The organism is Asaia sp. VD9, from assembly GCF_037150015.1.
Classification (GTDB): domain Bacteria; phylum Pseudomonadota; class Alphaproteobacteria; order Acetobacterales; family Acetobacteraceae; genus Asaia.
Genome location: NZ_JBBCQM010000007.1, coordinates 41041 through 55329, shown reverse-complemented (window position 1 = coordinate 55329; position 14289 = coordinate 41041). Strand labels below are relative to the sequence as shown.

11 protein-coding genes are annotated in these 14289 nt (G+C 61.4%); 4 read left to right on the top strand and 7 right to left on the bottom strand.

Annotated features, from left to right (window positions below; all coding sequences use genetic code 11):
• The first annotated feature begins 45 nt into the window (after window positions 1-45).
• The gene (locus tag WFJ47_RS10130; protein ID WP_336762758.1) at window positions 46-438 is read left to right on the top strand and encodes a hypothetical protein; all 393 of its coding nucleotides are present in this window, start codon (window positions 46-48) and stop codon (window positions 436-438) included.
• 64 nt (window positions 439-502) lie between these two features.
• Here the strand turns inward: WFJ47_RS10130 and WFJ47_RS10125 are convergent, their stop codons facing one another.
• On the bottom strand, window positions 503-2590 hold the full coding sequence (locus tag WFJ47_RS10125) for a S9 family peptidase (RefSeq protein WP_336762756.1): 2088 nt from the start codon (window positions 2588-2590) through the stop codon (window positions 503-505).
• A gap of 238 nt (window positions 2591-2828) precedes the next feature.
• Here WFJ47_RS10125 and WFJ47_RS10120 point away from each other — a divergent pair, with 238 nt between their 5' ends.
• The gene (locus WFJ47_RS10120; RefSeq protein ID WP_127099564.1) at window positions 2829-3359 is read left to right on the top strand and encodes a DUF2501 domain-containing protein; all 531 of its coding nucleotides are present in this window, start codon (window positions 2829-2831) and stop codon (window positions 3357-3359) included.
• Window positions 3360-3553: 194 nt separating this feature from the next.
• Here the strand turns inward: WFJ47_RS10120 and mdoH are convergent, their stop codons facing one another.
• From mdoH to WFJ47_RS10090, 6 genes are all read right to left on the bottom strand, one after another.
• Window positions 3554-5731 (bottom strand): glucans biosynthesis glucosyltransferase MdoH, encoded by a 2178-nt coding sequence (gene mdoH, locus WFJ47_RS10115; RefSeq protein ID WP_336762753.1) that lies wholly within the window; start codon window positions 5729-5731, stop codon window positions 3554-3556.
• Window positions 5707-7230 (bottom strand): glucan biosynthesis protein G, encoded by a 1524-nt coding sequence (locus tag WFJ47_RS10110; protein WP_336762752.1) that lies wholly within the window; start codon window positions 7228-7230, stop codon window positions 5707-5709. Before WFJ47_RS10110 ends, mdoH begins: the two co-directional genes overlap by 25 nt.
• A gap of 135 nt (window positions 7231-7365) precedes the next feature.
• Window positions 7366-8829: a mannitol dehydrogenase family protein gene (locus WFJ47_RS10105; RefSeq protein WP_336762750.1), complete on the bottom strand. Its 1464-nt coding sequence runs from the start codon at window positions 8827-8829 to the stop codon at window positions 7366-7368.
• Window positions 8830-8995: 166 nt separating this feature from the next.
• Window positions 8996-10051 carry an FUSC family protein gene (locus WFJ47_RS10100; RefSeq protein ID WP_336762748.1) on the bottom strand — a complete coding sequence of 352 codons (1056 nt, stop codon included), beginning with the start codon at window positions 10049-10051 and terminating at the stop codon, window positions 8996-8998.
• A 3-nt stretch (window positions 10052-10054) separates the two neighbouring features.
• The gene (locus tag WFJ47_RS10095) at window positions 10055-11605 is read right to left on the bottom strand and encodes a Do family serine endopeptidase (RefSeq protein ID WP_127099554.1); all 1551 of its coding nucleotides are present in this window, start codon (window positions 11603-11605) and stop codon (window positions 10055-10057) included.
• 19 nt (window positions 11606-11624) lie between these two features.
• Window positions 11625-12824 carry an OpgC family protein gene (locus WFJ47_RS10090; protein WP_127099552.1) on the bottom strand — a complete coding sequence of 400 codons (1200 nt, stop codon included), beginning with the start codon at window positions 12822-12824 and terminating at the stop codon, window positions 11625-11627.
• A gap of 142 nt (window positions 12825-12966) precedes the next feature.
• Between WFJ47_RS10090 and WFJ47_RS10085 the strand changes: the two genes are divergently transcribed.
• Together WFJ47_RS10085 and WFJ47_RS10080 are read left to right on the top strand one after the other, a co-directional pair.
• Window positions 12967-14112: an Mrp/NBP35 family ATP-binding protein gene (locus WFJ47_RS10085; RefSeq protein WP_336762744.1), complete on the top strand. Its 1146-nt coding sequence runs from the start codon at window positions 12967-12969 to the stop codon at window positions 14110-14112.
• Window positions 14109-14279 (top strand): hypothetical protein, encoded by a 171-nt coding sequence (locus tag WFJ47_RS10080; RefSeq protein WP_158625306.1) that lies wholly within the window; start codon window positions 14109-14111, stop codon window positions 14277-14279. The genes WFJ47_RS10085 and WFJ47_RS10080 overlap by 4 nt, the downstream gene beginning before the upstream one ends.
• Window positions 14280-14289: the final 10 nt, after the last annotated feature.

Below are 14289 nucleotides of genomic sequence, written 5' to 3'. Positions count from 1 at the left end.
CATTTGGGCGTTTTCAAAGGATGAAAAGCCAATTATCCTGATTCCATGAAGAAAGCTCTGCCTGTTCTCGCCGTCCTGCTGGCTGGTCTGCCCCTCTCGGCGCAAGCGGCGCCCCACCCGAAAAACGATCCGGCCTCGGTACTCAACCGGATTCTGGCTGTGCTGCAGACTGACCCGGATTCGGCCAGTGACAGCTGCGTCGAGGCCCTCAAGGAGTTGCACAAGACGCAGAAGATCGTCGCGGATCAGGACAGCGACAGCAACAATCAGGACGCCGCTGTGGCACGCGATGTACTCGAATCCGATTTCGAGGAAACGATCGAGGTTTGCGGCGCCGATGCGCGGACCATGTGCCGCACCCGCGCTGAGACGAATCCCAAGCTGCCGCCACTCTGCGCCGCCATACGCCCCCGGCCTCAGGCTGATGGCGAGGACTGAGCACCTCTCCGCGCGGCTTCGCGTGAAGCCCTGAGACCTTTCACGGAATCAGGGCCATGTTTGTTCAGGCGAGCGGTCGCTGTGCCATGGCCCACAGGGCGAAGCCATAGACATAAGCGACTTCTTCCAGGCGCTTGAAACGGCCAGACGAGCCGCCATGCCCGGCATCCATATTGATTCGGCACAGGAACGGCCCGCCCGATGCGACCTCGCGCAGCTTCGCGATCCATTTTGCAGGCTCCCAATAGGTCACCCGTGGGTCGGAAAGTCCCCCCATGGCCAGAACCGGCGGGTAGGGAACGGCTCTGATATTGTCATAGGGCGAGTAGCTGGCGATCAGGTCATAGGCGTCGCGATCTTCCAGCGGGTTACCCCATTCCGGCCATTCGGGCGGGGTGAGCGGCAGCGTGTCGTCGGACATGGTGTTCAGCACATCGACAAAAGGCACCTGAGCGGCAATCCCGGCAAATAATTCGGGCGCAAGATTGACCACCGCTCCCATCAGCAACCCGCCTGCCGACCCTCCATGGGCGACAATACGTCCTTCCTGCCCATATCCGAGCTGAACGAGGGTACGGGCACAGGTTACGAAATCGGTGAAGCTGTTGGGCTTGTGTTTGCCCCTCCCCTTCAGGAACCAGTCCCATCCCTTCTCGGAGCCGCCACGGATATGGGCTACGGCATAGACCCATCCCCGATCGACCAGACTGAATACCGAGGTGCTGAACCCCGAGTCCATCGAGACGCCATAAGAGCCATAGCCGTAGAGCAGGAGCGGAGCGGTGCCGTCACAAGGTGTGTCACGCCTCTTGAGAATGGTGACCGGTACCTCTGCCCCGTCCGAGGCCGAGGCAAAGATACGGTGCGTTTCGTAGAGCGCGGGATCATGCCCGGAAGGGATCTCGCGGATTTTCTGGAGAACCTGCTCGCCCGATACCATGTCGAGATCGTACCAATGGGCCGGTGTGGTCGGTGATTCATAGATGTAGCGCAGGACGGCCGCGTCATATTCGAGAAAGCCGAGCAGGGTGAGGTCGAAGGCCTCCTCTTCCATGCCGATGGTGCGCGTCTGGGTGCGGATATCGCCTGTCGCGTTTGCAGCGATGACATGGATCTCGATATTGCCGTTCACGCGTTCCGCCCAGGCCAGATGGGTGCGGCTTGCGGCGGCGCCCAGAAGGAACCGCCCTGGCGTATGGGGCAGAAAGTCTTTCCAGTTTTCGCGCGACGGCGCGGTATCTGGCGCCTGCTTGAACTGGAAATCGATCGCTCCCTCGGTGTTGGTGAGGATGATGAACCGGTCATTCCAATGCGTGAGGGTATAGCGCTCCCCGCGGACAAGTGGTGAGGCGCTGCGGGGGGACTGTGTTGGATCGCTGGCGGGGATCAGTAGAGTTTCGTTGGTATCGTGGTCGCCACGCTCGATCAGGATCCATTGTCGTGAGGCCGTGACCGAAAGACTGAGGAAGAACCCGGAATCTGGCTCATTGAAAACCAGCACATCCTCGCCGCCTGCCAGAGGGCGACGATAGACACGCGAAGGACGACCATGATCGTCACGGTAGATCCAGAACAGCCAGGCACTGTCTGGCGAGATGATGAAGCTGCCTGAGGCGCTCTCGACATCAGGGGCAAAGGCCGCCCCGGTTTCAAGATCGAGGCTGTGCAGCCGATAGACTTCCGATCCCTGTGTATCGGCGGCGTAGACGAAGACGCGGTGATCATCGGAATGACGTGTCCCTGCCAGGGCGAAATAGGCATGAGACTTCGCCAGGGCATCGACATCGAGCAGGATCTGCTCGTCTCCGCCCAGGCGGGGACGACGCAGATAGACCGGATGCTGGGCATCCTTGGCGAAGCGCGAGAAATACAGCCATGTGCCATCGGGCCATGGCACGGAATCCTCGGCAGGTGGAATGCGCCCGATCATCTCCTTGAGCAGAATCTCGCGCTCGCGCGCCATGCTCCCCAGGCATTCCTCCGTGTAGGTGTTTTCCTCACGCAGGGCCTCGGCAATATCGGTGCGCAGCAGGCTTGGGTCGCGCAGCACCTTTTGCCAGTTCTCGTCCTTCATCCAGGCATAATCGTCGTGCCGGACGCGCTCGAGCTGCGTGATCGTATGGGGGACACGCCGTGGCGAGGGAGGGATCATGGCAGGGCCTCTTGAAGGGAAGACAACACAGCACAGAGAGTGCGGCAGAACAGGCTAGGCCTCAACGCCCTAACATCCTGTTTCTGCGAAGTTTCGATACGGCAATAAACCAGCGCCGTGCTCACATGTTACGAAAGGACACGTCCTTCACCCCGCTCCGTCGAGTGGGAGAGCGCGTTTTAACAGGCCCTGCCAGAGGCATTTGGCCTGAAGAAGAGCAGAAAAAAGGATTGATCTTATGGTGTCACGTCTCTGTCTCGGCCTGACGGCCCTTTGCAGCTTGGCCTATGCTGGCGCAACCGCCCACGCCCAGCAGGCCCCGGTGCCGTCCGTGCCGCCTGGCACCATGTCCACCGTCATGCCAGCCGGCTCTGTACCGGTGCAGCGTGATGGCGCTCCTGCGGCCACATCTGGCGTCATGCAGGCTGTCGGCGGTCCCGCCGTAAGCAATACGGTCGCCACGGCAAAGACGCCTGGCGTGCTCGATACTTACGGGCTTCCCTCGCTCGATTCAGCCAAGGCTGGTAATCTGGCGGGCCTTGCCAGCTACTGCGTCCATAATCACCTCGTGCATGGCACTACCTTGCGCGTTGTTGGCCGCAAGCTTGCCAAGCGCCCTGACGTGAAGGGCGATCAGTATTATTCGCTCGGCGGCCAGGGGCTGCTTCAGACCAGCACGAATGTGCCCTTCGATGTCTCGACCCTCGATCTCAGCCATCGCACTCAGCTTTGTGCCCAGATCGGCCAGCGTGGTCAGGATTTCAAATAAGACTGCTTTCCATCGGCAAATGAAAAAGGCTGGCTCCAGGGAGCCAGCCTTTTTTGATGCGACAGAGCGCAGTGCAAGGGAGGGACATATGGAGCCCTGTCTCCCCAGAGCACCGTTGATCTCCGGAAACCCTGCTGATGCCAAGCTGGAGCCATCGGGGCGCCCCCATTGGCGAAGCCGAGACTGAGCGCGCTTTAAAAAGGCAGCCCCAGAACGAGATCGAGTCCTTCGGCGCTGCACAGGACAGCGGCCTTCTCCTGACGCGTCAGCGCGCCCAGCGCTTCGGCGACTGATGATGACTCACGAAGTTTGAGAAGACCCACGAGCAGGTTGGCGTCGATGGCGCCGCCGGTTTGGCGCGGTGCAGGCAGGGCACGTCTGTGCTCGGCAGCAAGATCGGGGTTGCTGCGCAGGGCGGCAAAGGCTTCGGCCGGTGGGCGATTGGGCATGGCTTCAGCCTGCGTACGGCGCAGATCGTTTTCTGTGGCCAGTTGCAGGATGGGGGGCAGATTCGTCTCTTCGGGAATGAGCAGGAGCCCCCAGCTTTTCAGCCAGAGCCCGACATCCCTGCTGGCTGTCATGGCGGCAAGCGGGATGGCCAGGGCGAGACCGATGAGGACGGGCGTCATCCAGAGGAACAGGGAGAACGATACCGACCAGGCCGCTGCGGCCATGACCAGACCGAACGCCGTATAGATCCAGTAACCATGCGCGACCTCCTTGAGAGAGACGCGTCCGTCATCGCGATTCTGGGCGTTCCAGCCGGAATCGCGACCCCGAAGGATCGAGATGACGCCTGATGTGTGGATCAGCATGGCAATGGGCGCAATCAGGCCGCCAATGAGGGTCTCAAGCGCGATCGAGGCAACCAGGCGCAGAAACCCGCCACAGCTGCGCAGCATCGCGCGGTCAAACAGCGTGGCGACAAGCGCAAGGCCCTTGGGAGCGAGAAGCACGGCCATGGTGCCGATGAACACGTATTTAGCCTGTACCGGGTCGACCTGGGGCCAGTGCGGATACAGCGTCTTGGTATCGCCGAAATATTCGGGCCGGTCGAAATGGGCCTGCAGCGAGATCAGGATGCCGAACAGCAGGAACAGAAGCCAGAGCGGCGAGGTGATATAGGCGCCGATCCCGACCATCATATGCATGCGGCTGACCCAGTGCAGCCCGCGCGACAGCACGATCTTGCCGTGTTGCAGATTACCCTGGCACCAGCGACGGTCGCGAATGGCGACGTCTGTGAGCGAGGGCGGGCTTTCCTCATAGGAGCCGAACAGGCCCGGAATCATGTGGATGGCCCAGCCGCCGCGACGCATGAGGGCGGCCTCGACGAAATCGTGGCTCAGAATGCCGCCGCCGAAGGGCTTGCGCCCCGGCAGATGGGGCAGCCCGGCCTGTTCTGCAAAAGCGCGCGTGCGAATGACGGCGTTATGGCCCCAGTAATTGCCCTCAGAGCCGTGCCACCAGGCGATGCCATGGGCGATGAGCGGCCCGTAAACACGACCGGCAAATTGCTGCATGCGGGCAAAAAGCGTCTTGCCGCCGATGATGACGGGCAGGGTCTGGATGAGCGCCACCTTTTCGTGGCGCTCCATGGCCGAGACCGTGCGCACGATCAGCCCGCCATCCATCACGGAGTCGGCGTCGAGGGTCAGCATCTGCTGATAGGCGCCACCGAAGCGCTTGACCCATTCTTCCAGATTGCCGGATTTGCGATCGATGTTCTTGGGGCGACGACGGTAGAAAATACGTCCCTGCCCGTTCACGGCCTCGACGAAAGCGAGATAGGCGCGCTCTTCGCGAATCCAGACATCCGGATCGGTCGTGTCGGACAGCATGAAGAAGTCGAATGCGTCGATACGTCCTGTCGCCACAAGGGAGTCATGAATGGCGCGCAGCCCGACGAGGACACGGTCAGGGTCCTCGTTATAGGTGGGCATGAGCACGGCGGTGCGGCTCATGAGCGCGGGGAGGGGGGTATCGCGTGAAATACCGAGGCCCAAACCACCATGGCGCAGCACGGAAACGAACCCTGCCAGCGACGAAGTGAAAGACAGCGAGATCCAGGCGCCCAAAATGACGAAGAGCGCGAGCACGATGATGCCGAGTGTCGAGACGCCCATCGAGTTGAGCACGCGGTTCATCTCGAAGGCGCCCCATCCCGTCAGCAGTACCGCGCCACCGATAACGAAGAGGCGGCGCAGCCACAGGAAGGCTGGCGTGGTCGGGGGATGGCGTTCACGCCCGAAAGTCTCGGGACGCTGACGCAGGTTCTGCGTCGGCATCGCGAGGGGCGATTCAGCCGGAAGGACGTCGAAGGGGGCGAATTTGCGGGGAAGGCTGCTCACGGCGTCCAACGATACATCCATTTTTCGGAAATCGGGCCCTGGTCAGTGGCGAGCTGACAGGTCAGCTCGGCCAGCTTGGCGCTGCCCGGATAGAATTCGAACGTGGTGCGCCAGCCCTTGATATTGGGATTGGGCTCAACCACCACATTCTTGATCGTACCCGTGGAGGCCTGGGGCACGAGGTGGAAGGCCGCATTGGGCGGAAGATTCTCGAAAGGCTTGCCCGTGAAATCGATCACGAACATGCGGCCATCGGCGTGGTCCGTTACGCCGCCTACGCGGGTTGCACCGATACGTGCCAGATCGGTCGGCCAGGGCGTGTCCCAACCCCAGTACATGCGGTAGGTGTAGGCATATTCATGCCCGGCCTGCATGGTCTGCTTGGGGCGCCAGAACGAGACGATGTTATCGTTCACTTCGTTCGGGGTCGGGATCTCGACGAGATCGACAGCGCCCTCACCCCAGTCTCCGATAGGCTCGATCCAGAGCGAGGGACGCTTTTCGTAGTTCAGCGCCAGATCCTCGAAATCATGGAAGGCACGACGGCGCTGCATCAGGCCGAAACCGTGGGGGCTGGCGTCCTGGAAGGCCGAAAACTGGAGATCGACCGGGTTGTTCAGCGGGCGATAGAGCTGGGCGCCTGTACCGGTCCACATCTGGAGCGCCTCGCTGTCATGTGCGCCGGGGCGCCAGTCATCGACGTGGTTGCGGTTGTTGGCGTCGAAATAGAACATGCCGGTGAGAGCCGCCACGCCGCCTTCGGTGATGTCAGTACGCGGATAGAAGCTCGACTGCACGTCAAATACCGTGGTGGCACCCGGGCGGATGGTGAAGCGGAAAGCGCCCACGACCGAAGGGCTGTCCATCAGGGCATGAATAACCACGGAGTCGACGCCGGGCTTGGGTTTTTCAAGCCAGAACTCGCGAAACAGGGCGAACTCTTCCCCTTTCGGGTCGCCCGTCCCGTTGGCGAAGCCGCGGGCGGACAAGCCGTAATTCTGGCCCTTTGCCACGGCACGGAAATAGGAGGCACCAAGGAATACGGCGCATTCTTCCATCACATTGGGTGTGTTGATGGCATTGCGCAGGCGCAGGCCCGAGAAACCGAGATCGTCGGTCACACGCAGCATCGGGTCAGGATAGGTGAACATGTCGGGGTCGTACACGATTGGGCTTGATTGCCCATCAATGACCTCGTTCATGTTGATCCGTGGGCGATACAGGAAGCCGCGAGGAAAGAACTCGACATCGAAGGCGAGATTCTGGCCGTGCCAGAGCGCCCGATCTTCCTTGTAGGCAATGCCGCGGAACTGATCGAAATTCATGTTATCGATCGCGCTGGGGAGAGTTAGCTGCGGCGCCTTATAGGCGGATTTCGACAGGTTCTGTGCAATCTGGCGCACGGTATTGTTGTCGAACGGCGTGGGTTTGGGCGCGGCCGCTGGGGCTGCCCGGGCTATTTTGCTGGCCCCCAGTACAGAGAGGCCAGCACCGAATTTAACGAGGTCGCGACGCAGCACTATGACTATCTCCAGCAGACCCGGCTAAATGCCGGGCGATGTCTGATTTTCCTAACGCCCATAAGTTACTTTGGGACACAGGAAAACTCGCCTGCCTTAGAAATCTGTCATGAGTGCGGCTTTCGCGCATCCTTTTCAGTTGGGGAGGGCGGCTTTCACCCCTTTTTCCCGGATGATTACCCGAAGTTCGTTCACTTTTTTGTCAAGAGCCTCATGGTTCAGTTTGCGCCAGCCATCGAAGGCCGGAAGCTTGAGCGCCTCCGCAAAATCCTCGTTTCTGGCCAGAGCCCAGGTTTCGTCAGTGAAGGTCGGCTCGATCGGGTCGAAGGTACCGCCCTGCTCGTTCTTGCCGCGCAGCATCTCAAGATAGGCTGCCAGACCATAGGCGACGCGATCCAGCGGCAGCTTTGCCTTGATCAGGTTCTGGATCGTGGCTGTCCAGAAGACCTGCACCTTGGAGGCGCCATCGCTGCCGATACGCAGGTTCTGATCTGCCATGGCCGGATTGGAGAAGCGTGAAATCACCGACTCCTTGTACTTCTCGAGATCTTCACCCGGAGCGGCCTTGAGCGTCGGGATCACATCGGTATCGAGATAGGATTCCACCAGCTTGCGCAGCTCGGGATCATTGATCGATTCATCGATATGATCATAGCCGAGTAGCAGACCCGAGAAGGCCAGGAAGATATGCGATGCATTGAGCATGCGGATCTTCATGAACTCGTAATCGGTCACATCCTCGACCATCTGAACGCCCACTTTTTCCAGAGCGGGGCGACCATCGGCGAACTCATCCTCAACCACCCACTGGGTGAAATCCTCGGCGACGAGCGGCAGCAGATCGTCCAGCCCGCTCTCGCGGTTCAGGCGTTCCGCAATGGCGGAAGAGACGGTCGGGGTGATGCGATCAACCATGGCATTCGGGAAGGTCGCATTGGCCTCGATCCAGCTTGCAAGCTCGGGATCACGCGCATGCGCGTAGCCGAGGAAAGCCTTGCGCGCGACGTTTCCGTTATGGCGCAGATTGTCGCAGGACATGATGGTGAACGCGCGATTGCCGGCATCGCGGCGACGGCGCAGCCCTTCCACCACGTAGCCGAAGATGGTGCTGGGAGATTCCGGGTTGGCCAGATCGCGCTGGATAGCATCGTTTTCGACGTCGAATTCGCCTGAATGCTCGTCGATATTATAGCCGCCCTCGGTGATCGTCATCGAGACAATCTTGATGGCCGGGTCGGACAGATAGTTCAGCACGGCTTCGGGCTTCTCCGGCGCCAGCAGATAGTCGCGCAGAGCTCCGATCACGCTGCGCTTGCTCTCGCCTGAAGGGGCTGTTTCGGTCAGGGAGAAAAGGCAGTCTTGACGCTTGAAGTCGTCGGCTTTCTGCTTCGAGCGTTCACCCGAGGTCAGGCCAACGCCGACGATGCCCCAGTGATGCTGGCCGACCAGACCGAGAACCTTGTTGATGTAATAGGCTTCATGGGCGCGGAAGAAATTGCCGACGCCGAAATGCAGGATTCCAGGCTTGATATCCTTGAGATCATAAGACGGAGCGGCCACGCCTTCTGGCAGGTGCTGCAGGGTCTCACGGGTGATCATAAGCTTAAATCCCTCTTCTTAACGTACTAGGCGCCGTTGGCTGGCAGGACAGAAAAACCAGATTGGATGCCCCGCGTCAAAAACCACCACGCGCCCATCATAGGCGTATTTCATGCGGTGCAACGTGCCGGAACGATCACAAGTTCATCCTTGGCGCGTGTTGTCGCTATTTCCCGATCATATCACGCAGATCCTTGGCGCGGCTCTCGGGTGTGCTCATCAGGACATCCGTAGCGCGGCGCAAATCCTGCCTCAGAAGCGCGATGACAAAGTGCATTTCAGGCAGCGCGTCCTGTCCCAGAGTGGGCAGGGCGCTCAGCACGTCCTCGCGGCCCGGGCGATAGGGCTTGTCATGTGCCTTGCCCGCGGCATGAATTTCGCAGCGTCGCGCCAGTGAGCGATAGGCATGGCTTAGCCCTGTATGCAGACCCGACACACCCGAGAACCCACCCCGGTCCTTGCCCGCATTGATGGCGCGCGCCACGAGCATGGTGTCGCTCAGCATGCGGCGCATCAGGGCGGGCAGCACGGTCAGGATCGGGTGGCGCTTTTCGAGAAGGCCCCAGTTTTCCCGATAGGCTTCCGCCACGCATTCATTGATCACGAGCAGATTGCGCGCGCAATGATCATTGCGCGCTTCGAGCTCGCTCCACATTTCCTGCCGCCCCAGAGCCGCCTGGAGCAGCTCGTCCATTTCACGGAACATGCGTCCGGCAGTGAGAAAACCGCGGCGTCTGGCGCTGGCATGCAGCACCACGAAGGAGACGACCAGAGAGACGATCACGCCCAGGAAAATGGCGGTCAGTCTCTCGGTAAGGGGCCAGTACGGATTGCTGCCATGCGAGGGCAACAGATAGACGATCATCAGCGTCACCCCGGCAAAGCGGAGCGAGGGACGTACGGCGGCCATATAGGCAAGTGGCAGAAGCGCGATGCAGAAAATAGGCCAGTAAAATCCGAGTACCAGACGCGCGGTAATGGCCAGCGTCCCCACCACGGCACCGACAAGCGTGCCGATGATCTGATCCCGTGCTGTTGCGAATGTCTGATCGATGCTCGACTGGGTGACGATCAGGGCCGTGATGAGCGCCCAGATCGTTTCATCGAGACCCGTTGCCTCACCGATGATCCAGCACAGGGCCACGGCAATGAGGGTGCGGACCATTTGCCGCCAGGGCGCCTCACCATCGGCCCGCGCTCGAAACAGTGAGGCGAACGGCATGGCTTACTCCCCTGATAGTGGCAGCGGCACCCAGCGCAGCCCGTCTTGACCCTGAACGAGCAGGAGAACGGTATGTTTCTTCTGCTGACGGGCGCGCGCCAGCTCCTTGGACAGTGCATCGGGGGAATTGACGCCCACCTGCTGAACCTCAGTCACGACATCGCCAGGCTGCAGCCCACGCGTATCGGCCGGGCCGTCACGGGTCACATCGGTCACCACCACGCCACGCTGCGAGTCAGAAAGACTGTATTTGCTGCGCGTGTCGTCATCAATGGCCGAGAAGGTCACCCCCAGATCGGCCAGGGCCAGCTTGCTGGGGCCTTTCGGCTTGGCATCGGTCGGGGGCATGTCCGGCGCCTCGGGTGAGGGCTTGACCACCAGCGTGACATCGAGCGTCTTGCCCTTGCGCCAGATCCCGAACACCGTCTTCGTGCCCGGTGTGATTTCAGCGACCAGGCGTGGAAGTGCGTGACCATCAATCGGCTTGCCATCGAGCGCGACGATGACATCGCCCGTCTGAAGCTTGGCGCTGGCGGCGGGGCCCTTGGGGTCGATCCCGGCGATCATTGCGCCTTTTTCGGGCTTGAGCCCGATGCTGTCGGCGATCTCATGGGTCACGTTCTGGACGCGCACGCCAATCCAGCCCCGCGACACATGGCCGTCGCGACGCAACTGATCGATCACACCGCGCGCATCATTGGCCGGTATGGCGAAGCCAATGCCGATGGAGCCGCCACTCGAACTGTAGATGGCGGTGTTGATGCCAATGACCTGTCCATCGAGATTGAAGAGCGGGCCGCCGGAATTACCCCGATTGATGGAGGCATCGGTCTGGATATAGTCGTCATACAGGCCGTGATTGATATCACGGCCGCGCGACGAAACAATACCGCTCGTGACCGTGCCCGACAGGCCGAACGGATTGCCGATGGCCAGTACGCGATCGCCCACGCGCGCCTTGTCGCTGTCGCCGAACGGTACTGTCGGGAAGGCCGATTTGCTTTCGATCTTGATGACGGCCAGATCGGTCCGGCTGTCACGCCCTACGATCTTTGCGGGCAGCACCGTGCCATCCTGCAGCGTGACCGACACCTTGTCGGCATCCTTGATGACGTGGTTGTTCGTGACGATGTACCCGTCGGGTGAGATGATGAATCCCGAACCCAGAGCCTGCATCTTGCGCGGGGGCTCCGAGGAAGAGGGCTGGCGATTCATGTAGTCATGGAAGAACTTTTCCATGGGCGAGCCGGGGGGGAATTGCGGCACTTGCGGTCCGTCATCGGGGCTTGCATCCGGGCCGTCATCATCATCCTCGTCCTCACCTGGCTTCAGCGTGGCAGAGATCGAGATGTTCACCACGGCTGGCAGCAGGCTGGCAGCAAGATCCGCCAGTGAGTCCGGTGCGGCATGGACGCTGCGCGCGCTCGTCACAACCCCAGTGGCCGGCACAGCCGGGGCGGGGCCCGGTGCCGTCGGGGCAGGCTGGGCAAAAGCGGAGGCGGTGGCGGATACCCAGCCGCCCATCAGGGCGGCGAGAACGAGGCGATGTTTCATGTGCTTACGCTAACGCAAATCAGGGGTTTGCGTCACCTATCTCCGCGCTACGATCTTTCTTTGCTTCTTCGCGGGCTTCCTTGCGCGTCTCGCCTGCCATCAGCGCGGCTTGACGGCGATGGCGGTCGAGCCACACGGCCACGCCATATACCCCGGCAAAGCCCAGGACATTGACCAGGATCTGGATGATCCAGCCATCGCCGAAACTGTTCATGACCAGACGGGCGAACAGGTCGAGGATCGTGCCGAAGCTGAACACCTCGAGCGAGTGGCGTCCGAGCAGGGCAAGCGCCTGCCCGACCCGCGTTTCGGACAGCCGTGTGGCAGTGACCGAGGACTGGACCAGAAGCAGAATTGCCAGAGCATCGGTCCAGCGCCAGATGGCCAGATCGGATTTGTCTGCCGGGGGCATGTCCCCCAGAGGCCGCAGACTGGGCAAATCCCAGCTTTCATAGGGAAAGCACTGCAAGGCACCGAAAACCAGATACGCCCCGGCGACGACACGCGCCCAGAGCGGTCCCGGCAGATTGCCCTCGCGTTTGCCTGCCATGATGGCGGCGAGCATGCCGAGGGTGAAGATGAACTGCCAGGCGAACGGGTTGAAGTACCAGCCATCCGGGTCGAGCCAGTTGGGCAGGTTCAGCGTGGGATCGCTGTTGACCAGTCCCCAGAGCGCAAGGCTGGCCCCCGCCAGCAGCCAGGGCGACAGCTTCCATAAAAAGACCAGAACGGGAAAAGCGAGAAGCAGGACGATATAGAGCGGCAGGATATTGAGGTTGTTGGGTAATGCCTGAAGGCTCAGGACGCGCCAGATCCACTCATGGCCATGGGCCAGTTCCGGCTCGAGAAAATCGACCGGCACCGGCGAGTAATGGCGCCATTGGCGAATGGTCAGGACCGATACCAGCAGCATGACCATCTGGAACAGATAGAGGCGCCAGCATCGTCGGACGATACGCTCCACTCCCATGGCCCAGCCCCCAGTAGGGGGTCCGCGCAGAATGAGCCGTCCATAGGCCAGCCAGGAGGCATAACCGGCGAGCAGCACGAAGATTTCTGCTGCATCGGCGAAGCCGAAATTGCGCAGGGTGAAGCGGTTGAGCACATCCTGCGGGGCATGATCGGCCAGCATCATCAACAGCGCGATTCCGCGCAGGGCGTCGATACGATGGTCGCGTTTCTTGCGTTTGGGGGCGGCGTCGGTTCCGGCCTCGCTCATTCCTGTCCTGCTTTCCTGCCCAGATGGGCCGGGTTCAGCGCCCCGGCATCGCCCTGCTCATACGCGCAGACGCTTGCGCGATCCACTTCCCGCCATGTTAAACGACAGAAACCAGGACCGGCTCCGCCGCCAGAGGACAACCATGACCGATTTTGAAAAACCCGCCAATGAAGAAGACCAGCGCAGGATTCTCGAGACCCTGCGGCTGGTCAAGGACGAGGCAGGCACCTCGAACGTCCTGAGCTTTGCTTCGCTTGAGGGTGTTGCCGTGCGTGATGGTCACGCTCATGTGTCCCTTGCGACCTCCCGTGAGGACGCGGCACGCATCGAGCCGCTTCGCCCCCGCGCCGAGGCCGCGCTTGCCAGCCTGCCAGGCATTTCACGCGCGACGATCATCCTTACAGCCCATCGCGCTCCCGGCAAGGCTGCACCCCAGCCCCAGGGCCATCGCCCCTTCCATCTGGAGCAGCCCGCCAACAGCCCCGGCCATCCACAGCCGACACGCCCCGATGGCAAGGCGCTTCCTCAGGTGCGCGCCATCATCGCCGTGGCCTCGGGCAAGGGCGGTGTGGGGAAGTCGACCACGGCCGTGAATCTCGCGGCCGGTTTGGCCAAGCTCGGCCTGCGCACCGGCATGCTCGATGCCGATATCTATGGTCCTTCCCTCCCGCGCATGCTCGGCCATTCCGCCAAACCCGCGCTCGAGAACGGCAAGATCATCCCCGTAGAGGCCTGGGGCATGCATGCCATGTCCATTGGCTTTCTCGTGGATGAGCAGCAGGCCATGATCTGGCGTGGCCCCATGGTGATGGGCGCGATCGGCCAGTTTCTGGCCGATGTGGCCTGGCCCGCTTTGGATGTGCTCGTGATCGACATGCCCCCGGGCACGGGGGACGCCCAGTTGACTATCGCCCAGAAACTCAGCCTGCGCGGCGCGGTGATCGTCTCCACCCCTCAGGACATTGCTCTGCTGGATGCACGACGTGGTCTCACCATGTTCGAACGCATGAACGTGCCGCTTCTGGGCGTGGTCGAGAACATGTCCTATTTCTGCTGCCCCAATTGTAACCACCGAACCGAACTTTTCGGTCACGGTGGCGCGCGCGCCGAGGCCGAAAAGGCCAATGTGCCCTTCCTGGGTGAGATCCCGCTTCTGGCCGATATTCGCATGAGTGCCGATGCCGGGACGCCCATCATTCTGTCCGCCCCGGAGAGCGAAGCCGCGCAGGCCTATACCCGTCTTGCCCGCGCCGTGGCGGATAGTCTGCGTCTGGAGCCGGGAGCATGAAATTCGCGGTTCTCGCCGCTCTCGCGCTGAGTGTTGCGCTGACCGGGTGTGGCCCTCGCAAGGTGGCTCATCATGGGTATGCGGCCGATGGATACGGGGTGATCGACAACTCGCCTCATCTCCCTCCGCCGGATACGCTCTGGCAGCCTGCTGCCAAGACAAAATAGCAGGCAGGTT